The following is a 19,183-nucleotide window of genomic DNA, read 5'->3' as shown; positions in this document are numbered from 1 at the left end:
AGCGCCGATGGTACTGCAGGGGGGACCCTGTGGGAGAGTAGGACGCCGCCGAACAATCATTCAAAGGAAACCCCGCATCTTCGGATGCGGGGTTTCTTTGCGTTTAGGGTCGTGCATATGAACTACGATCTCGTCATTTTCGACAACGATGGTGTCCTCGTAGACAGTGAGCCCATCTCCAACCGGCTGCTGGCCGCGTATCTCACCGAACTCGGGCACCCGACCTCGTACGAGGAGTCGATTCGGGACTACATGGGGTCGGCCATGCACCGGATTCATGAGCTGGTTCTCGAGCGGACGGGACAGCGGTTGCCGGAGAGCTTCGACGACGTCTTTCACGCCCGGGTGTTCGCGGCGTTCGAGAAGGAGCTCGTGGCTGTGGCCGGGGCGTCCGGCGTCCTGGAGAAGCTCGCCGCGGACGGGGTGCCGTACTGCGTGGCCTCGTCCGGGAGCCATGAGCGGATTCGGGTGGGGCATCGGACGACCGGGCTCGATCGGTGGTTCGACGAGGGGCGGATCTTCAGCTCGCAGGACGTCGGGAGGGGGAAGCCGGCTCCCGATCTGTTTCTGTACGCCGCCGAGCGGATGGGGGTCGCGCCGGAGCGGTGTGTCGTCGTCGAGGACAGTCCGCTGGGGGTGCGGGCGGCGGTCGCGGCCGGGATGGACGTGTACGGGTTCACCGCCATGACTCCGGCGGAGAGGCTCGCCGGCGCCACCCGGCTCTTCTCCGATATGGGGGAGCTGGCCGATCTGCTGGTGTGAGCCCATGGAAGATGAGGCAAATTCATCTTTGGCTGGATCTACCCACGGGTAAGCCGGGGCCCTACGCTCGCCGCCATGACTGATGTGCTGCGGCGCGGCAGAGGTTCGTTGGCGTTCAGCTTTTTCGTGCAGGGGGTCGCCTTCGCTCTGCTCGTGACGCGGATCCCGGCCATCCAGGACCGGTACGGGGTGTCCGACGCGCTGCTGCCCGCCTTTCTGGCCGCTGTGCCGATCCTCGCCGGGGTCGGGAGCGTCACCACCGAGCGGCTGGTGAAGCGGGTGCCGCCGAGCCGGCTGCTGCGGTGGTCCCAGCCCGTGGTGCTGCTGGCGCTGCTCGGGGTGGGGGCCGGGGAGCGGATGGTGGAGCTGGGGGTCGCGCTCGCGGCGTTCGGGCTCGCCGTCGGGGTGCTGGACGCGTCGATGAACATGCTCGGGGTGAGCCTGCAGCGGGCGTACGGGCGCAGCATCATGCTCAGTTTCCACGCGGTCTACAGCCTGGGCGGGATCGTCGGGGCCTCGCTGGCGTGGGTGGGGGCGCACTGGGATCTGGCGCTGTGGGTGTCGTATCTGCCGGTCGTGCTGGTGCTGTTGCCGGCTGTGCTGGTGGGGAGCCGTTGGTATGTGGACGGCGGCGATGCGGCGCCGGTAGCGGAGTCCGGGGTGGAGGGGAAGGCGGGCGAGGGGCAGGCCCTCGCGTTCAAGTTGCTGTTGCCGCTGTGTCTGGTGATGACCGTCGCGTACATCGGGGACTCGACGGTCTCCAACTGGAGTGCGAAGTATCTGCAGGACGTGCTGGGCAGCTCGGAGCAGATGGCGACGGTGCCGTACAACGTGTACATGGTCACCACGCTGCTGGGGCGGGCGTTGGGGGACTTCGGGGTGCGGCGGTTCGGGGCGGTCGCGGTCGTGCGGGCCGGGGCGCTGGTCGCGGCGGGTGGGTTCGCCGTGGTGGCGGCGGCGCCCGGGGCGTGGGTCGGGATGCTGGGGTTCACGCTGCTGGGGCTGGGACTGTGTGTGCTGGTGCCGCAGACGTTCGCGGCGGCCGGCAGGTTGTTCCCGGGGGCTTCGGACGCGGCCGTCGCGCGGCTGAATGTCTTCAACTATGTGGGGTTCTTGATCGGTTCGCCGTTGGTGGGGGCGCTCGGGGATCTGTGGAGTTACCGCGGGGCCATGCTCGTGCCGATGGTGTTGGTGCTGGTGACGCTGGTGTACGCCCGGTCGTTCGCCGCTCAACCGGACCGATACGGTGGCGGTCATGAGCGGCCGCACACAGCTGATGTGGGACGAGGCAGTAACGGGCTATGACTTTGGTCCCGGGCATCCGATGGACCCGGTCCGGCTCGCGCTGACCCGGAGACTGGTCGACGCCTTCGGGCTGGACCGTGAGGTGGAGGTGGTCGCCGCGAAGGCGGCCGGGGAGTCGACGCTGCGGCTCGTCCACCGGGAGGACTACATCGAGGCGGTGAAGGCCGCGTCGGCCGATCCGGGCGCGGCGGACCAGTCGTACGGGCTGGGGACGATGGACGATCCGGCCTTCGCGGGGATGCACGAGGTGTCGTCGCTGATCGCCGGGCAGTCGGTGGGGGCGGCGGAGGCCGTGTGGCGCGGGGAGACGTCGCACGCGGTGAACTTCGCGGGCGGGCTGCATCACGCGATGCCGGGTGGTGCGTCCGGGTTCTGCATCTACAACGACGCGTCGCTGGCGATCGCCCGGCTGCTGGAGCTCGGGGCCGAGCGGGTCGCCTACATCGATGTCGACGTGCATCACGGGGACGGGGTCCAGGCGGCGTTCTGGGACGACCCGCGGGTGCTGACGATCTCGCTGCACGAGCATCCCCGGACGCTGTTCCCGCAGACCGGGTGGCCGGAGGAGACCGGGGCGGATTCCGCGGAGGGCTCGGCGGTGAACGTGGCGCTGCCGGCCGGGACCGGGGACGCCGGGTGGCTGCGGGCGTTCCATTCCGTGGTGCCGGAGCTGATCGCCGACTTCCGGCCGCAGGTGCTGGTGACGCAGCACGGGGCCGACACGCATTTCGAGGATCCGCTCGCGCATCTGGCCGTGTCGCTGGACGCGCAGCGGGCGGTGCAGGTGGCCTGTCACGACCTGGCGCACGAGTACGCCGACGGGCGGTGGGTGGCCCTGGGCGGGGGCGGTTACGCGGTGGTGGACGTCGTACCGAGGTCCTGGACGCATCTGGTCGCCATCGCGGCGCACCGGGAGGTCGAGCCCGAGGCGGTGATCCCCGAGGGGTGGCGGCAGGAAGTGTTCGCGAGGACGCGGCAGTTGGCCCCGGCGCGAATGACGGACGGGCGCTGGCCCGTGGAGTGGACCGGTTGGGAGGCGGGGTACGACCCGGCGGACCGGCTGGACCAGGCGGTGCTGGCGGCCCGGCGGGCGGTGTTCCCGCTGCGGGGGCTGCTGCCGGGGTGAGGCGCCCTTGGTGGGCCGGGTGGGCCTGGTAGGCCGACCGAGCGGTGTTCGGCGGTTCCCGGGACAGGTGAGGACCCGGTCGCGGACGATCTTCTCGTGCTGACCCCCGAAGTTCTTCGTACGCACCTGGTGGGTGCACGTCTCGCCGGTACCGTGGCCACATCGCGTGAGGAGAGCCTGCGCAGCTATCGGCTCTTCGCTGCCCGGGACCCCCGTGTGCTGCTCGGCATCGATCCCGAAGGGGCTTGGAAGCAGCGGGAATTGATCGAGCTGATGGCGGACAGGTGCGGTGTTTCGGCCGATTCTCGGAGGACTTCCGGCCAGGACGTGATCGATCCGCGGCGGACGGTGGCCGCGCTGGACACCTTCGCGGACCGTCTCGCCGATGTCGCCCGGCGGGGTGCTCCGGTGCTTCTCGGTACCGGGCATCCGCACCGGCTGCTCGGCTTCTACGCCGCTCTGGCAGACGCGCTGTCGGCGGCGGGGTGTGCGGTTCTCACCCCCGCGCAGGGTCGCTGTGTCGACATAACGACCCGGTTCGGCCTACGCACGTACAACCTCGACTACGTACGAGGAGTCGCGTTGGTGCGGGCGCCCGGGGTGGAACGCCCCGGGCGTGAGCCCGGCGCACATACGCACTCACCGCTCCCGGTTCGTACCGCGCTGGCCGCGGCGGCGGAGGCCGGCGGGCCCCTGCCCGAGCTGGTGATCGGGGATCACGGGTGGGTCTGCGGGGCAGGTCAGCTGGGGTTCGAGGCCATCGGGCCGGCTGATACGGACGACCCCGCCCCGTTCGTCGGGCAGGCGGAGGGGTCCGTGTCCGTCGTCGTTCCACTTGATGACGGCGTGCGATCTGATTACTACCTGCCGCTTACCCGCTACGTACTCAATCGGGCGTGTCTGTCACAGTAGGCCGTTGATGGGTGCACCTCTTCCCCACTCGCATCACTGGCACCTACATTGGGGAGTGAGCACGCAGCGACGAAGAGTCACCGGAAGGGGAAGCCGGTGGCCGTCGAGTGCGGAAGGTTCAGGTGTGTCATGGCTGCAGCTGGCGAGAGGCCTCTGAACGAGGTTCAGTTCCTTACCGTGGCGGAAGTCGCCTCGGTGATGCGAGTGTCGAAGATGACCGTGTACCGGCTGGTGCACAGCGGTCATCTGCCCGCGATCCGTGTGGGGCGGTCTTTCCGCGTCCCGGAGCAAGCGGTTCACGAGTACCTCCGCGAGAGTTACGTGGGGGTGGAAACCGCCTGACGGCTGGGGCGGGGTGATCCCTCACAGGGCACTCGGGATCACCCTGTCCTCCTCGATTACGACCTCAGCGCTCGGGCGGGTAGGCTAGCCCCTCGTAGGTCGTATGGGCCCATGGCGCCCAGCACCGAGTGATGAGAAGTGAGCGAGGGTAGTCGTGGGCTCTGTTATCAAGAAGCGGCGCAAGCGGATGGCCAAGAAGAAGCACCGCAAGCTGCTCAAGCGCACGCGCGTTCAGCGTCGCAACAAGAAGTAAGTTCGCGACGCGGACGCCGCGAGAGCGTCGTTGTGGCCCCCCACCCGTTGGTGGGGGGCCACACGTGTATCGCCACGCAGGTCCGGCTGCTTTCCCGTCGGGCTTCCGTCACTTCGCGCATCGGGCGGTCATCACAGCGCAACACCGAACCGCTAAGTTGGCCCCACGGGGGAACGCGGCGGGGACCAGAGGTTGTGGAAGGAAGGCGCTGATCTTGGGCAAGGTCGTGCTCGTGACCGGAGTGGCCCGCCAGCTGGGGGGCCGGTTCGTGCGGCGGATCCAGCGGGACCCCGAGGTGGACCGGGTGATCGCCGTGGACGCGGTGCCGCCCGAGCACCATCTCGGCGGAGCGGACTTCATCCAGGCCGACATCCGGCAGCCCACGATCGCGCGGGTGCTCGCCGAGACGGCCGCCGACACGATCGTCCACCTGGACGTGACGGGCACACCGCTGGGCAGCGGCAACCGGGCCTCCCTGAAGGAGACCAACGTCATCGGCACCATGCAGCTGCTCGGTGCCTGCCAGAAGTCCCCGGCCGTGCAGCGGCTCGTCGTGAAGTCCAGCACCAACGTCTACGGCTCCGCGCCCCGCGACCCGGCCGTCTTCACCGAGACGACCCCGCCCAAGTCCCTGCCCAGCGGCGGCTTCGCCAAGGACACGGTGGAGGTCGAGGGCTACGTCCGCGGCTTCGCGCGCCGCCGGCCCGACGTGGCCGTGTGCGTGCCGCGGTTCGCCAACATCCTCGGCCCGACCGCGGACACCCCGCTCGCCTCGTACTTCGCGCTGCCGGTCCTGCCGACCGTGTTCGGCTACGACCCCAGGCTGCAGTTCGTGCACGAGGACGATGTGATCGAGGTGCTGCGGATCGCCTCGCACGAGCCCCGGCGGGGCACCCTCAACAGCGGCACCTTCAACATCGCCGGCGACGGCGTCCTGTTGCTCTCCCAGTGCTCCCGGCGTCTCGGGCGGCCCACGGTGCCGCTGCCGCTCCCGGCCGTCACCTGGGCGGGCTCGCTGGTGCGTACGCTGGGGATGACGGACTTCTCGCCCGAGCAGATCCGGCTGCTCACCCACGGCCGGGTCGTGGCCACGGGCCAGATGCGAGAAACGCTGGGATTCCAGCCCAAATACACGACCGCGGAGACGTTCGCGGACTTCGCCCGCAGCCAGGGACCCGGACTTCTTCCGCCGGAGGCCCTCGCGGGGGCCGTCGACCGGATCGCCGCACTGCCCCTCGCGGGCGACGGCCACCCACCGACGCAGAGCGCCAACTGAGGAGCGCATCAACGATGGCGGATGCCAAGGTCATTCCGTTCGACGACGACCGGTCCCGCGGAAGCGCCGTGCAGCGCCCCCAGCGGCGCCGGAGCGCGGGCAACCGCCGCTCGGGCCCGGAGTCGGCGCCGGTGGGTGAGGTGCAGCCCCTGCCCACCAGGGCTGTTCCGCAGGATGATGTTCCTGTGACTTCTGAGGAGCAGCCGCCGGAGCGGTCCCAGGACGGCGACGGCGGTCTGGAACGGCGGATCGCGGGCGGGCTCGCGTTCCTGCGCCGACGCCTCACCGGGGACTACGAGGTCGACGACTTCGGCTACGACGAGGAACTCACCGACCAAGTCCTGATGTCCCTGCTGCGCCCGCTGTACGACAAGTACTTCCGGGTCGAGGTGAAGGGCATCGAGAACATCCCGTCCGAGGGCGGGGCGTTGATCGTCGCGAACCATTCCGGGACGCTGCCGATGGACGGCCTGATGATGCAGGTCGCCGTGCACGACAACCATCCGGCGGGGCGGCATCTGCGCCTGCTCGCCGCCGATCTGGTGTTCATGCTGCCGGTGGTCAACGAACTGGCCCGCAAACTCGGCCACACCCTGGCCTGTGCCGAGGACGCGGCACGGCTGCTGGAACAGGGCGAGCTGGTCGGGGTGATGCCGGAGGGCTTCAAGGGCCTCGGCAAGCCCTTCGCGGACCGGTACAAGCTCCAGCGCTTCGGCCGCGGGGGTTTTGTCTCGACGGCCCTGCGCGCCGGGACGCCGATCGTGCCCTGCTCGATCGTCGGGGCCGAGGAGATCTACCCGATGATCGGCAACGCCAAGACGGTCGCCCGGCTGCTGGGCTTTCCGTACTTCCCGGTCACGCCCACGTTCCCCTGGCTCGGCCCGCTCGGCGCGATTCCGCTGCCGACCAAGTGGACGATCCAGTTCGGCGAGCCGATCCGCACGGATGGCTATCCGCCGGAGGCGGCCGAGGACCCGATGCTGATGTTCAACCTGACCGATCAGGTCAGGGAGCAGATCCAGCACACGCTGTACAAGCTTTTGGTGCAGCGGCGGTCGGTTTTCTTCTGATGCTTCGCCTGCGGTGCGGGGCGCCCCTGCGAGGGGCGCCCCGCACCGTCTAGCGTGCGTCCTCGCCGTCGATGCCCAGGCCGGGCAGTAGGCCGGGCAGGAGCGGTGGGAGGGTTACGTCCGGCTTGGGGACGGCTGGGCTGCCCTCCGTGGACGGGGAGGTGCTCGCGTCGCTGTCCTTCGGCGGGTCGAGCAGGCCGCCGGTGCTGCCGCCGAGCAGGCCGTCGCTGTCGCTGCCGGAGCCGGCCGAACGGCTGGGGCTGCCGCTGCTTCCGCCGGTGCCGCCCTTGTCGGTGCGCCCGCCGCCGCTCTTGCCGGGCTGGGCCGACCGGTCGGTGGCGGAGGAGGAGCCGGTGGAGGCCGACTCGGAGGCGCCTCGGTGCTTGCCCTCGCCGCCGTTCTTCGCCGGGGGCTCCGGGAGCAGGGAGCGCAGCGGGGCGACGTCCTCCTCTATGGCGTCGAACACCGACGACACCTGGTCACTGACGTCCCCGAGCTGGACGGGGAGCCTCTCGCGCAGTTCGCCCCAGGCCTCGCGGTGGGAGCGGGAGAACGCCGACAGGGCCTGGATGGGGCCCAGGGAGTCCGGGTCGTGCTCGTACGCCTCGCTGAGCAGCCGGTGGCCTTCCGACGCGTCGTGCCGCATGCCGGACAGGGCGCGGCGGATCTCGCCGAGGGACTCGTGGTCCAGGGGACCGCTGCGGCCTCGCTCCATCAGGCGGCGGGCTTCGCTGAGCCGGGTGGAGGCCTGGTCGAGGTAGACCCGGCCGCGCTCGTCGGCGCTGTCGGCGAGGCCGAGTTTCACGTCCTCGATGCCGCGCTTGAGGCCGTAGAGCGAATCGCCGGGCAGGGCGTCGGAGCTGGCGGCGGAGACCCCGCCGAAGGCGCTCGCGGCCACGCCGACACTGAGCCCGCCCGCGGTGAGGCCCTTGGCGAGCCGGGAACGCGGCCGGAACTTCTTCAGTGAGTCGGCTCGGTGGGCGCCACGGGAGCGCTGTCCGGGGACCGCTCGGTCCGTCGCCCCGGCTCCTGCGGTGCCCTCCTGGAGCATGGCCTCGAACGCGGCCACCAGCTGGGCCCGCTGGACGACCTTGACCTCCGGGTCGAGCTCCGGCTTGGGCAGCGCGTCGAGACCGGAGGCCAGCGCCGTCAGGCGTGCCGGTTCGGTCTGTTCCGCGGGTGCCGGGGCTGGTGCCGAACCTTCGGACTGCTCGGCCGCCGTGCCCTGCTCGGACTCCTCCAGGGCCTGGGCGAAGGCGTTCGCCCGCCGGTGTGCCGATACGTTCGCGATCACAGGCGGCACCTCCTCTCGTCATGACGGTCGACTCCCCAGGGGGTCCTGAGGGTTGCACACCCTGACCTCAACCACACGATCGAGTGATCGGGGTCGGCCAGGGGTGACCACAGGGAGCCTGCATCCCGCACAACGAGCGGCGCGGCACTTGGGTTACGGACCCCGGCTGATCGAATGCCGAAGCCAACGGACTGTCACGGAACGTGAGTTGAATGTCGCCGAGCGTGCGGGCCGGTCAGCGGGCGTCTTCCGGGAGGAGCCGGGCGAGAGTGCGGACGGCCCGGTACTGGAGGGTCTTGATGGCGCCCTCGTTCTTGCCCATCACGCGGGCGGTCTCGGCGACGGAGAGGCCCTGGAGGAAGCGGAGTGTCACGCACTCCTGCTGCTGGGGGTTGAGCCGCCGTACGGCGTCGAGCAGGGCGGCGTTGGAGAGGGACTCCAGGACGGAGTCCTCGGGGGAGCGCTCGACCTCGTTGGCGTCGAGCATCTCGCCGGTGGTGACCTCGAGGCGGAAGCGGCTGGACTTGAAGTGGTCCGCGACGAGATTGCGGGCGATGGTGACCAGCCAGGCGCCGAAGTCGCGGCCCTGCCAGGTGAACGTGCCGATGCGGCGCAGGGCTCGCAGAAAGGTCTCGCTGGTGAGGTCCTCGGCTGTCGCCTTTCCTCCGACCCGGTAGTAGATGTACCGGTACACGGTGTCGCTGTACTGGTCGTAGAGACGGCCGAAGGCGTCGGCCTCGCCGGCCTGGGCGCGCTCCACCAGGTCCATCATGCGGGCGCTGTCGCTGTCCGCCGCGGGCCGTCGGGCGGTGGCCCCGCCGGACGGGCGCCCTCGTCTGCCGACCGCGGCGCTGCCGTCGGCCAGTGCGTAGCAAGGGCCTACGGGTGCGGCGGTGGCGAATGCGGGGACGGCGTACGCGGTGGGGACGAAGCCGCGCAGCAGGTCGAGGACCGTTGCGCGCAGCGTAGCCAGGCCCGAGGCGTCAACCCCGACGTGTGGGTACACGGGACTCCCAGAGGCAGAGCTTCCATCACGTGCAGTGCGGGACCTTTCACCCGTCGTAGCGACGGAGGGGTACCGGTTTGCGTCTGAGGAGAATAACGCTTCGTGCAGGCTCTGCTACACCGAGTTGCTCAAATCATCGATTACGTCGCTTCCGTAACCGATTGACGCCGGATCAAGTGCCGGATTGTGAACAGTTGTTGATCGGAAGGGTTCGGATTGCGGCTGAGTCCAGGGCGTGTTGTGGCCGTGTCCAGCCAAGAGGACTGGACACGAGGTTTTGGGGGTACGCCAGTTGGATTTACGGGCGTTGTCATCCCGCAAACGATGGTGTCCCGGATTGATCGGGTCGTCAGCGACGGCGGCGGTGCAGGGCGATCGCGGCCGCCGTGCCGCCCGCCACGGCCCCCACGCCGGCCGCCGCGGGGATGCCGACCTTGGCCGCCTTGCGGCCGGTGCGGTAGTCGCGCAGACGCCAGTCCAGCTCGCGGGCGTGCCTGCGCAGCTTGGAGTCCGGGTTGATGGCGTAGGGGTGGCCGACCAGGGACAGCATCGGGATGTCGTTGTGGGAGTCGCTGTAGGCGGCGCAGCGGGTCAGGTCCAGGCCCTCCGCCGCGGCCAGCGCACGGACCGCCTCGGCCTTCGCGGGGCCGTGCAGCGGTTCGCCGACGAGCTTGCCCGTGTAGACGCCGTCGACCGACTCGGCGACCGTGCCCAGGGCGCCGGTCAGGCCCAGGCGGCGGGCGATGACCTGGGCGATCTCGACGGGCGCCGCCGTCACCAGCCAGACCTTCTGGCCCGCGTCCAGGTGGGCCTCGGCGAGGGCGCGGGTGCCGGGCCAGATGCGCTCGGCCATGTACTCGTCGTAGATCTCCTCGCCGATCGACTGCAGTTCGGCGACGCGGTGGCCCTTGACGATCGACAGGGCCGATTCGCGGGCCTCCTGCATGTGCTCGGGGTCCTCGACCCCGGCCAGCCGGAACCACGCCTGCTGCCAGGCGAACTTCGCGAGGTCGCGGGTCTCGAAGAACTTCCGCTTGTACAGGCCCCGCCCGAAGTGGAAGATCGCGGCGCCCTGCATGACCGTGTTGTCCAGGTCGAAGAAGGCGGCGGCCCGGTCGTCGCCGTGGACCGGGAACTGCGGTTCCTCGGTCGTGCTGGAAGCTTCCTGCGTGGATTTGCGGGCTGCCTCCGCCGAGGCCTCGCCTGCCAAAACGCTCCGCGCCGTGGCGGAGCGCCTACGGGGAGTGAGCCATCCGAGAGCGGCCATGGCGTGAGCATAGCCAGTTTGTTCGGGGGTTCCGGAGTCGAGAGGTTGGGAGCGTGTGAACTCTCGGCGAGTGTGTCGTTAAAGAGGGCGCGCGACAATGGCCGACATGAGTCCCCTCTTTCGCCGCACACCCCCTCGGGACCGGCTCGTCACCCTGATCCGCAAGCCCGGCTGCCATCTGTGTGATGACGCACAGGTCGTTGTGGAGAAGGTGTGCGGTGATCTCGGTGTCCCCTGGGAGCAGAAGGACATCACCGAGGACCGGGAGCTGCACGACCAGTACTGGGAGCAGATCCCGGTTGTGCTGGTGGACGGCAGGCAGCACACGTTCTGGCGCGTGAACGAGGGGCGGCTGCGCAAGGCCCTGACCGACTGAGTCCGGCCGTCCGGCGACTGACCGAGCAGTCCAAAGCGGCCGTAGGGGTCGCTTAGGATCGAGGGTGACTGGTCTCGGGGGCGGGATACACAGAGGAGAGTGTGCTGTTTTGCCCCCAGAAGCGAAGGAACGACGGTGCTTGTGCGCCGGTTCCCCGGGAGTGCGCCGGGGGCGCGTGAGCCCGGTCACGTTGGGCGGGCAAAACGGACACCATCTTTGTGCACGCGTTCACAAAGACATAGCCTGCTTTCGACGGGGCGGTCATGTAGGGACGTATGGCCGCCTACAGCCCCGCTCTACCCGCAGGAGCACCGTGGCAACTGGCCGAACTCACCGACCGGCGACCCGCAGCCGAGGGATTCCCGAGGCCACCGTCGCCCGGCTTCCGCTGTATCTCCGCGCTCTGACCGCGCTGTCGGAGCGCTCGGTACCCACGGTCTCCTCCGAGGAGCTCGCGGCCGCCGCGGGGGTCAACTCCGCGAAGCTGCGCAAGGACTTCTCGTACCTGGGGTCGTACGGCACCAGGGGTGTCGGCTACGACGTCGAGTATCTCGTCTACCAGATCTCCCGTGAGCTGGGGCTCACGCAGGACTGGCCGGTTGTGATCGTCGGTATCGGTAACCTCGGTGCCGCGCTCGCCAACTACGGCGGTTTTGCCTCCCGCGGTTTCCGGGTCGCCGCGCTCATCGACGCCGACCCGGCCATGGCGGGCAAGCCCGTCGCCGGGATCCCCGTGCAGCACTCCGACGACCTGGAGAAGATCATCCAGGACAACGGCGTGTCGATCGGTGTCATCGCCACCCCCGCCGGTGCCGCCCAGGCGGTCTGCGAGCGGCTCGTGGCCGCCGGTGTCACCTCCATCCTGAACTTCGCGCCGACCGTGCTGTCCGTGCCCGAGGGCGTCGACGTGCGCAAGGTCGACCTCTCCATCGAGCTGCAGATCCTCGCCTTCCACGAGCAGCGCAAGGCCGGCGAGGGGGCCGCCGCCTCCGACGGGGGCGCCCCGGCCGTCGCCGCCCGCAACGAGTCCGCCGACCAGGGGCCTGACGGGGACATGCCCGCCGTGATGCCGGCATGAGCCTTCTCGTCGTCGGACTCAGCCACCGCAGCGCCCCGGTCAGCGTCCTGGAGCGGGCCTCGCTGAACGCGGACGCGCAGGTCAAGCTGCTGCAGGACACGGTCGCCGCCGAGCCGGCCACCGAGGCCGCGGTGCTCGCCACCTGCAACCGCATCGAGCTCTACGCCGACGTGGACAAGTTCCACGCCGGTGTCGCCGAGCTGTCCACGCTGCTCGCCCAGCACAGCGGGGTCGGCCTTGAGGAGCTCACCCCTTATCTCTACGTGCACTACGAGGACCGGGCCGTCCACCACCTGTTCTCGGTGGCCTGCGGGCTGGACTCGATGGTCGTCGGCGAGGGACAGATCCTCGGCCAGATCAAGGACTCCCTGGCCCTGGCCCAGGACCTGCACTCCGCGGGCCGCCTGCTGAACGACCTGTTCCAGCAGGCCCTGCGGGTCGGCAAGCGCGCCCACTCCGAGACCGGCATCGACCGCGCGGGCCAGTCCCTGGTCACCTTCGGCCTGGAGCAGCTGGCGCGGGGCGGTGACATACAGGAATGGGCCCGGGGCAAGAAGGCCCTGGTCATCGGGGCCGGTTCGATGTCCTCCCTGGCGGCGGCGACGCTCGCGCGTGCCGGTGTCGCCGAGGTCGTCGTCGCCAACCGGACCCTTGACCGGGCCGAGCGCCTCGCCCAGATCTTGATGGAGGGCGACGACACGGACGTGGCGGCCCGCGCGGTCCCGATGGAATCGGTGCCGGCCGAGCTGACACGTGCCGACGTCGCCGTCTCCTGTACCGGCGCGACCGGCCTCGTTCTGACGGCCGAGGCGGTCGCCGCCGCGGTGGAGGGGCGCACCGGACAGCCCGCCGCCGAGATCGAGGACGACCGGCGTGCGGAGCCCCGGCAGGCCGAACCGCCGCCCACCACCGTCGGCAACGACGAGAACTGCCCGCTCGACCTGGCCGCCGTGCAGCCCGGCTTCTCCGTCATGGGGGAGGCCGCCGTGGCCGGTATGGACGCCGCCACGCTGGAGCAGCACGCCGCATGGGTCGCGGGCGGCACCGTCGACCGCCGGGAGGGCGCCCGCATCGGCCCCGAGGCCGACGCCGAACTGATCGGCGCCCTCGCGGCCACCGCGGCCGCCGTCGGGCGCATCCCCGAGCGGCGCAGGCCCGAGCCCGTCGAGGAGCCGCCGCGGCCGCAGCCCGTGCTCTTCCTGCTGGACCTGGCGATGCCGCGCGACATAGACGCGGCCGTGCACCGGCTGGCCGGCGTGCGGCTGGTGGACATCGAATCGCTGGCGGAAGCCTCCGCGGGCGCTCCGATGGCTGCCGATGTGGACCAGGTCCGGCGTATCGTCTCCGACGAGGTCGCGGCCTTCGGGGCGGCACTGCGGGCCGCGCACATCACGCCGACCGTGGTCGCCCTGCGCACCATGGCCGCCGATGTCGTGGCAGGCGAGATCGCCCGGTTGGACGGAAGGCTGCCCGGCCTCGACGACAAGCACCGTGCGGAGATCACCCAGACCGTGCGGCGCGTGGTCGACAAACTGCTGCACGCGCCGACCGTACGGGTCAAGCAGCTCGCGGCCGAGCCCGGCGGCGCCGGGTACGCGGACGCGCTGCGGACCCTGTTCGACCTCGACCCCGAGACGGTGGCCGCCGTCTCCCGCGCCGAGGACAGCACTACGCAGAAAGACCGAGGCCCGGCATGACCGACAAGACGCTGAGGCTCGGTACCCGGCGGAGCAGGCTCGCCATGGCCCAGTCCGGGCAGGTGGCCGAGGCCGTGACCCGGGTGACCGGGCGGCCCGTGGAGCTCGTCGAGATCACCACGTACGGCGACACCTCGCGCGAGCAGCTCGCCCAGATCGGCGGCACCGGCGTGTTCGTGACCGCCCTGCGCGACGCGCTGCTCAAGGGCGAGGTCGACTTCGCGGTGCACTCGCTGAAGGACCTGCCGACCGCGCAGCCCGACGACCTGGTCGTGGCGGCCGTACCCGTGCGGGAGGACCCGCGGGACGTGATCGTCGCCCGGGACGCGCTGAAGTTCACCGACCTGCCGAGCGGGGCCCGCATCGGTACGGGTTCGCCCCGCCGCATGGCCCAGCTCAACTCGTACGCGCGCGGCCACGGACTGGACATAGCGACGGTCCCGATCCGCGGCAACGTCGACACCCGGATCGGATACGTGCGGGGCGGTGAGCTCGACGCCGTCGTGCTGGCCGCCGCCGGACTGAACCGGATCGGCCGCGGTGACGAGGTGACCGACTTCCTGTCGGTCGACACGGTTTTGCCCGCCCCCGGCCAGGGGGCACTAGCGATCGAGTGTGCCGCAGGCAATGCGGACCTCGTCGCCGCGCTCGCCGAGCTCGACGACCCGTTCACGCGGGTCGCCGTGACGGCCGAGCGGTCACTGCTCGCCGCCCTGGAGGCCGGCTGCAGCGCTCCCGTGGGCGCTTTGGCCGACTTGCTGGCCGACGGGCAGATTGTCAAGGAAATGCGCCTGCGCGCCGTCGTCGGTACGACCGACGGCACGCGCACGGTGCAGCTGTCCACCACCGGTCCCGTGCCCGAGACGCACGACGGGGCAATGGCGCTCGGTCGCGAACTCGCGGCCGAGATGCTCGCCCAGGGCGCGGCCGGTCTGATGGGGGAGCGAGCACATTGAGCCCCACCACCCTTTCCGCCGGTCCTGAACACGGGCACGTCACCTTCCTGGGTGCCGGACCCGGAGATCCGGGACTGCTAACTCTGCGCGCCGTAGAGGCGCTGGCGAGCGCGGACGTTCTCGTCGCCGAGCACGAGGTGCTCGACGTCGTACGTCAGCACGCCAGGCAGGGCGTCTCCGAGGTGCACACGGATTCGGATCCTTCCCAGGATCCGGCGCCGGGCACAGGAACGCCCCAGCTGACGGTAGTTGACGGCACGTCAACCACCGCCGCGGTCCCCGCGGTGCGGGATGCCGCACATCTTGTCATGGAGGCCGCGCGGGGCGGCAGGCGGGTCGTGCGTGCGGTGTCCGGTGACCCGGGCCTCGACACGTACGCCGCCGAGGAGATGCTGGCGTGCGCCGCCGCCGGGGTGCCTTTCGAGGTGGTCCCCGGTATCGCGAGCGCCGTCGGTGTGCCCGCGTACGCCGGTGTGCCGCTGCGCGACGCGCAGGGCGCGGACGTGCGGTTCGTGGACGCGCGGACGGCGTCGGACCGGTGCTGGACGGAGGTCGGGGCGTCGGACGGCACGGTGGTCGTGTCCACAACGCTGGACTCCGTCGCCGCGGCGGCCGGCGAGCTGGTCTCCGCGGGCCGCAAGCCGGACACCCCGATGACGGTCACCGTCGCCGGTACGACCACCCGGCAGCGCACCTGGACCGCCACGCTCGGCACCATCGCGCAGACGCTGAAGCAGGCGAAGGTGCTGCCCTCGCCGGACGGCGGCCGGCCGGTGATAGCCGTGGTCGGTGAGCGTTCCGCAGCCGCCCAGCGCGACCAGCTCGCGTGGTTCGAGTCCAAGCCGATGTTCGGCTGGAAGGTGCTCGTGCCGCGCACGAAGGAGCAGGCGGCGTCGCTCTCCGACCAGCTGCGGTCGTACGGGGCCGTGCCGCACGAGGTGCCGACCATCGCCGTCGAGCCGCCGCGCACGCCCCAGCAGATGGAGCGCGCGGTCAAGGGGCTCGTGACGGGCCGCTACGAGTGGATCGCCTTCACCTCGGTGAACGCGGTCAAGGCCGTGCGGGAGAAGTTCGAGGAGTACGGGCTCGACGCCCGGGCCTTCGCCGGGATCAAGGTCGCGGCGGTGGGTGAGCAGACGGCCAACGCGCTGATCGCCTTCGGTGTGAAGCCGGACCTGGTGCCGAGCGGGGAGCAGAGTGCCGCCGGGCTGCTGGAGGACTGGCCGCCGTACGACCCGGTCTTCGACCCGATCGACCGGGTGTTCCTGCCGCGTGCCGACATCGCCACGGAGACGCTGGTCGCCGGGCTGATCGAGCTGGGCTGGGAGGTCGACGACGTCACGGCCTACCGGACCGTGCGGGCCTCGCCGCCGCCGGCGGAGACGCGCGAGGCGATCAAGGGCGGTGGGTTCGACGCCGTGCTGTTCACGTCGTCCTCGACCGTGCGGAACCTGGTCGGCATCGCCGGCAAGCCGCACAACGTGACCGTGATCGCGTGTATCGGCCCGGCCACGGCGAAGACCGCCGAGGAGCACGGGCTGCGGGTGGACGTGATGGCGCCCGAGCCGTCCGTGCACAAGCTGGCCGAGGCACTGGCCGACTTCGGCGCGAAGCGCAGAGCCGCCGCTGTCGAGGCCGGGGACGCGGTCACCCGGCCGAGCGAGCGGCGGCCGGGGGCGCGGCGGCGGCGTTCGACGACGTGAGCCGGTCCGGTAGGTAGGACGGGCGTAGGCGGATCGAGGGTGTGGCTGCGGCTACGCGGGAGTCACCGCGTGGCCGTAGCGCAGCAGGTTCGCCGGGTCGTAGGTGGCCTTGTCGTGGCGCAGGCGGTCGTAGACCTCCGGGGTCCAGGCGCGGGCGATGTCCTGTTCGCCGCCCGGGGTGCCGTGGATGTTGACCATGGTGCGGCCCGTGCCGTAGGGGGCCATCGCGGTGTAGAGCCGGGTCGTCGCCTGTTCGAGGGCCTCGGCGACGGGCGGGGCGGCCAGGATGCCGACCGATTCGAGGAGGTACCGGGCGTCGCGGGCGCAGACGGCGTCCTCGACGGCGGACGGGCGGGCCATCGCGCCGCCCATGTGCCGCAGCGAGACGACCAGGAGCGGGTGGTCGGCGCCGGCGGCGGGGCCGGCCTGCTCCAGGAGCGTGCTGACGGCCTCCGGGGACAGGTCCCGCAGGAGCAGACAGCACTCCCGTGCCGGGAGCGGGTCCCGGGGTTCCATGTGGATGCGGTCCAGGGCCGCGTAGTCCATTTCCTCGACCGTGTCGACCGTTACGGGGGCGGCTTCGCGGAGCGGTGCGATCAGGGCCTCGCCCTCGGCCGTGTCGCCCGGCCAGGCGATCGCGACCCGGGCCCAGAAGCCGCCGCGCAGGGGCTCCGGGATCTGGGGGATGGGCGGCAGGCGCAGGACCGAGAACATGCTGCACATCTCGTCCGGGACGGTGCGGGTCCAGTCCGTCCAGGTGCGGAGGAGGGTCTCCGTGTGCTCGCCCGGGCAGTAGATGCCGCCGCCGTAGAGGCGGGCCAGGGGAAGCAGGTCGGTCACGAGTGAGGTGACGACGCCTACGTTGCCCTTGCCGCCGCGCAGCGCCCAGAACAGTTCCGGCTCGTGCCGGGGGTCCGTCTCGCGCAGGTGGCCGTCCGGGGTGACGACCTGGAAGGAGCGGACCAGGTCGGCGGCGTAGCCGTAGGCGCGGCCGAGGACGGGGAGTCCGCCGCCGAGGGTGTAGCCGGTGACGCCCGCGTCCGTGGAGGTGCCGCAGAGGCCGGCCAGACCGTGCGGGGCGGCGGCGGCCATGACGTGGCTCCACTTCGCGCCCGCGGCGATGGTGGCCGTGCGGGTGGTGGGGTCCGTGTGGACGTCCGTCATGCGGGACGTGTTGATCAACAGGCCCTGGTCGATGGGGAAGTTGGCGCCGTGGCCGGTCGCCTGGACGGCTACGGGGGTGTTGGTGGCCTTCGCCCAGCGCATGGCGGTGACGATGTCGTCGGGGCCGGTGGCTCCTATGGCGATGTCGGGGGTGTGGAGGGCGGCCAGGTTGAAGCCGGTGACCTCGTCGGCGTAGGCGGGGTCGCCGGGGCGTAGGACCGGGCCGTGGATCTCTGACAGGGCGAAGAGGTCGGGGGTGTGGTGGGGGGCGGTCATCGCGTCCTCCGTGGGGCGGCGTACGGAGGGACGGCGGCGGCGGGGTCGTAGGCCTGGGCCTGGGCCGTCGGGGTCCTTGGTCTTCTGTTTCAGGATGGACCTGGGTGGGTGGGGGCGCATTGCGGGGCTGTGGACTTCAGGGTGCTCGGCGTGAGGGCTGAGGGCGGGGGGTTTCGCAGCCCGGCGGAGCGGGGTGCCGCTGCGCCCACCCGTGCCGCCCCTAGCGGCACGCATGCCCGCAGCGGGGGCGGCGCGCATGCCCGTAGTTACGCGACAGGGCGTCGGTATCGGGGGGTTTGGGGCGGGCGTAGCGTAGAGGGCATGACGACGTACGGATCTTTTCCCGGTACTCGGCCGCGGCGTTTGCGGAGTAACACCGTCATGCGTCGGATGGTTGCCGAGACCCGTCTGCACCCCGCCGATCTCATTCTTCCGGCCTTCGTGCGCGAGGGCGTCAGTGAGCCGGTGCCGATCGGGGCCATGCCCGGGGTCGTGCAGCACACCCGGGACAGTCTGAAGAAGGCCGCCGCGGAGGCGGTCGCTGCCGGAGTCTCCGGGATCATGCTGTTCGGCGTGCCGGAGGAGTCGAAGAAGGACGCCCTGGGGACGCCCGGGACCGATCCGGACGGGATTCTGCAGGTCGCCCTCCGGGACGTGCGGGCCGAGGTGGGGGACGACCTGCTGGTCATGTCCGACCTGTGTCTCGACGAGACGACCGACCACGGGCACTGCGGGGTGCTGGACTCCGAGGGGCGGGTCGACAACGACGCGACCCTGGAGCGGTACGCCGAGATGGCCCAGGTACAGGCCGATGCCGGGGCCCATGTGGTCGGGCCCAGCGGGATGATGGACGGGCAGGTCGGAGTCATCCGTGACGCCCTCGACCAGATCGGGCGGGAGGATGTCGCCATCCTCGCCTACACCGTGAAGTACGCCTCCGCGTTCTACGGGCCGTTCCGGGAGGCCGTCGGCTCGTCCCTGCGCGGGGACCGGAAGACGTACCAGCAGGATCCCGCGAACGTGGGTGACTCGCTGCGGGAACTCGCCCTCGACCTAGAGGAGGGCGCCGACATGGTGATGGTCAAGCCGGCCGGGCCCTACCTGGACATCATCGCCCGGGTCGCGGACGCCTCGGACGTGCCCGTCGCCGCGTATCAGATCTCCGGCGAGTACTCGATGATCGAGGCCGCCGCCGAGAGGGGCTGGATCGACCGGGACCAGGCGATCCTGGAGTCCCTGACCGGCATCCGGCGGGCCGGTGCGCGGAACATCCTCACCTACTGGGCCACCGAGGTGGCCCAGAAGCTCAAGGAGCAGTAG

General features: G+C 70.8%; 18 protein-coding genes. 14 read left to right on the top strand and 4 right to left on the bottom strand.

All coding sequences use genetic code 11. From position 1 onward, the window contains the following. Nucleotides 1-117: 117 nt before the first annotated feature. From ACZ6I3_RS29460 to ACZ6I3_RS29425, 8 genes are all read left to right on the top strand, one after another. Nucleotides 118-762, top strand: a complete 645-nt coding sequence (locus ACZ6I3_RS29460; RefSeq protein WP_469418697.1) for an HAD family hydrolase — start codon at nt 118-120, stop codon at nt 760-762. 75 nt (nt 763-837) lie between these two features. Beyond that, nucleotides 838-2,067: an MFS transporter gene (locus tag ACZ6I3_RS29455; protein ID WP_469418681.1), complete on the top strand. Its 1,230-nt coding sequence runs from the start codon at nt 838-840 to the stop codon at nt 2,065-2,067. Continuing rightward, a complete protein-coding gene (locus tag ACZ6I3_RS29450; protein WP_469418679.1) occupies nt 2,018-3,193 on the top strand; it encodes an acetoin utilization protein AcuC in 1,176 nt (391 codons plus the stop codon). Before ACZ6I3_RS29455 ends, ACZ6I3_RS29450 begins: the two co-directional genes overlap by 50 nt. 96 nt (nt 3,194-3,289) lie before the next feature. Continuing rightward, nucleotides 3,290-4,105 carry a phosphatase gene (locus ACZ6I3_RS29445; RefSeq protein ID WP_469418677.1) on the top strand — a complete coding sequence of 272 codons (816 nt, stop codon included), beginning with the start codon at nt 3,290-3,292 and terminating at the stop codon, nt 4,103-4,105. Nucleotides 4,106-4,234: 129 nt separating this feature from the next. Next, nucleotides 4,235-4,447, top strand: a complete 213-nt coding sequence (locus tag ACZ6I3_RS29440; protein ID WP_004984898.1) for a helix-turn-helix domain-containing protein — start codon at nt 4,235-4,237, stop codon at nt 4,445-4,447. Between the two features lie 154 nt (nt 4,448-4,601). Further along, nucleotides 4,602-4,700 carry a 30S ribosomal protein bS22 gene (locus ACZ6I3_RS29435; protein WP_003948845.1) on the top strand — a complete coding sequence of 33 codons (99 nt, stop codon included), beginning with the start codon at nt 4,602-4,604 and terminating at the stop codon, nt 4,698-4,700. A 214-nt stretch (nt 4,701-4,914) separates the two neighbouring features. After that, nucleotides 4,915-5,976 (top strand): NAD-dependent epimerase/dehydratase family protein, encoded by a 1,062-nt coding sequence (locus tag ACZ6I3_RS29430; RefSeq protein WP_382841913.1) that lies wholly within the window; start codon nt 4,915-4,917, stop codon nt 5,974-5,976. A gap of 14 nt (nt 5,977-5,990) precedes the next feature. Beyond that, nucleotides 5,991-7,046 (top strand): lysophospholipid acyltransferase family protein, encoded by a 1,056-nt coding sequence (locus ACZ6I3_RS29425; protein WP_469418675.1) that lies wholly within the window; start codon nt 5,991-5,993, stop codon nt 7,044-7,046. Nucleotides 7,047-7,095: 49 nt separating this feature from the next. On the opposite strand, the gene ACZ6I3_RS29420 is transcribed toward ACZ6I3_RS29425, so the two are convergent. The 3 genes from ACZ6I3_RS29420 to ACZ6I3_RS29410 form a co-directional block, all read right to left on the bottom strand. Continuing rightward, nucleotides 7,096-8,340: a DUF5667 domain-containing protein gene (locus ACZ6I3_RS29420; RefSeq protein ID WP_469418673.1), complete on the bottom strand. Its 1,245-nt coding sequence runs from the start codon at nt 8,338-8,340 to the stop codon at nt 7,096-7,098. 235 nt (nt 8,341-8,575) lie between these two features. After that, nucleotides 8,576-9,346 carry an ECF subfamily RNA polymerase sigma factor, BldN family gene (locus tag ACZ6I3_RS29415; protein ID WP_193482582.1) on the bottom strand — a complete coding sequence of 257 codons (771 nt, stop codon included), beginning with the start codon at nt 9,344-9,346 and terminating at the stop codon, nt 8,576-8,578. 349 nt (nt 9,347-9,695) lie between these two features. Continuing rightward, entirely contained in the window at nt 9,696-10,613 is a 918-nt protein-coding gene (locus ACZ6I3_RS29410; protein ID WP_469418670.1) for an HAD family hydrolase, read from the bottom strand. Nucleotides 10,614-10,710: 97 nt separating this feature from the next. Here ACZ6I3_RS29410 and ACZ6I3_RS29405 point away from each other — a divergent pair, with 97 nt between their 5' ends. The 5 genes from ACZ6I3_RS29405 to ACZ6I3_RS29385 all read left to right on the top strand — a co-directional run bounded on the left by ACZ6I3_RS29405 (nt 10,711) and on the right by ACZ6I3_RS29385 (nt 16,423). Further along, the gene (locus ACZ6I3_RS29405) at nt 10,711-10,989 is read left to right on the top strand and encodes a glutaredoxin family protein (RefSeq protein ID WP_184558945.1); all 279 of its coding nucleotides are present in this window, start codon (nt 10,711-10,713) and stop codon (nt 10,987-10,989) included. A gap of 313 nt (nt 10,990-11,302) precedes the next feature. Beyond that, nucleotides 11,303-12,067: a redox-sensing transcriptional repressor Rex gene (locus ACZ6I3_RS29400; protein ID WP_469418668.1), complete on the top strand. Its 765-nt coding sequence runs from the start codon at nt 11,303-11,305 to the stop codon at nt 12,065-12,067. Next, complete coding sequence (locus ACZ6I3_RS29395) at nt 12,064-13,764, top strand: glutamyl-tRNA reductase (RefSeq protein WP_469418666.1); 1,701 nt, start codon at nt 12,064-12,066, stop codon at nt 13,762-13,764. The genes ACZ6I3_RS29400 and ACZ6I3_RS29395 overlap by 4 nt, the downstream gene beginning before the upstream one ends. After that, nucleotides 13,761-14,720, top strand: a complete 960-nt coding sequence (gene hemC, locus ACZ6I3_RS29390) for a hydroxymethylbilane synthase (protein WP_469418664.1) — start codon at nt 13,761-13,763, stop codon at nt 14,718-14,720. Before ACZ6I3_RS29395 ends, hemC begins: the two co-directional genes overlap by 4 nt. Further along, nucleotides 14,717-16,423 (top strand): bifunctional uroporphyrinogen-III C-methyltransferase/uroporphyrinogen-III synthase, encoded by a 1,707-nt coding sequence (locus ACZ6I3_RS29385; RefSeq protein ID WP_382827181.1) that lies wholly within the window; start codon nt 14,717-14,719, stop codon nt 16,421-16,423. The genes hemC and ACZ6I3_RS29385 overlap by 4 nt, the downstream gene beginning before the upstream one ends. 51 nt (nt 16,424-16,474) lie before the next feature. Here the strand turns inward: ACZ6I3_RS29385 and ACZ6I3_RS29380 are convergent, their stop codons facing one another. Then, nucleotides 16,475-17,863 (bottom strand): FAD-binding oxidoreductase, encoded by a 1,389-nt coding sequence (locus tag ACZ6I3_RS29380; RefSeq protein WP_469418662.1) that lies wholly within the window; start codon nt 17,861-17,863, stop codon nt 16,475-16,477. Nucleotides 17,864-18,184: 321 nt separating this feature from the next. Here ACZ6I3_RS29380 and hemB point away from each other — a divergent pair, with 321 nt between their 5' ends. Next, nucleotides 18,185-19,183 (top strand): porphobilinogen synthase, encoded by a 999-nt coding sequence (gene hemB / locus ACZ6I3_RS29375; protein WP_469418661.1) that lies wholly within the window; start codon nt 18,185-18,187, stop codon nt 19,181-19,183.

Source organism: Streptomyces sp. NPDC041940, from assembly GCF_055589465.1.
This window is presented reverse-complemented; position numbering and strand designations above follow the sequence as displayed.

What these genes read in the sequence shown, in the direction of transcription:
- ACZ6I3_RS29450 (WP_469418679.1), top strand. Translation starts at nt 2,018, where the DNA reads ATGAGCGGCCGCACACAGCTGATGTGGGACGAGGCAGTAACGGGCTAT.
- ACZ6I3_RS29460 (WP_469418697.1), top strand. Translation starts at nt 118, where the DNA reads ATGAACTACGATCTCGTCATTTTCGACAACGATGGTGTCCTCGTAGAC.
- ACZ6I3_RS29395 (WP_469418666.1), top strand. Translation starts at nt 12,064, where the DNA reads ATGAGCCTTCTCGTCGTCGGACTCAGCCACCGCAGCGCCCCGGTCAGC.
- hemB (WP_469418661.1), top strand. Translation starts at nt 18,185, where the DNA reads ATGACGACGTACGGATCTTTTCCCGGTACTCGGCCGCGGCGTTTGCGG.
- hemC (WP_469418664.1), top strand. Translation starts at nt 13,761, where the DNA reads ATGACCGACAAGACGCTGAGGCTCGGTACCCGGCGGAGCAGGCTCGCC.
- ACZ6I3_RS29410 (WP_469418670.1), bottom strand. Translation starts at nt 10,613, where the DNA reads ATGGCCGCTCTCGGATGGCTCACTCCCCGTAGGCGCTCCGCCACGGCG.
- ACZ6I3_RS29380 (WP_469418662.1), bottom strand. Translation starts at nt 17,863, where the DNA reads ATGACCGCCCCCCACCACACCCCCGACCTCTTCGCCCTGTCAGAGATC.
- ACZ6I3_RS29405 (WP_184558945.1), top strand. Translation starts at nt 10,711, where the DNA reads ATGGCCGACATGAGTCCCCTCTTTCGCCGCACACCCCCTCGGGACCGG.
- ACZ6I3_RS29455 (WP_469418681.1), top strand. Translation starts at nt 838, where the DNA reads ATGACTGATGTGCTGCGGCGCGGCAGAGGTTCGTTGGCGTTCAGCTTT.
- ACZ6I3_RS29440 (WP_004984898.1), top strand. Translation starts at nt 4,235, where the DNA reads ATGGCTGCAGCTGGCGAGAGGCCTCTGAACGAGGTTCAGTTCCTTACC.
- ACZ6I3_RS29425 (WP_469418675.1), top strand. Translation starts at nt 5,991, where the DNA reads ATGGCGGATGCCAAGGTCATTCCGTTCGACGACGACCGGTCCCGCGGA.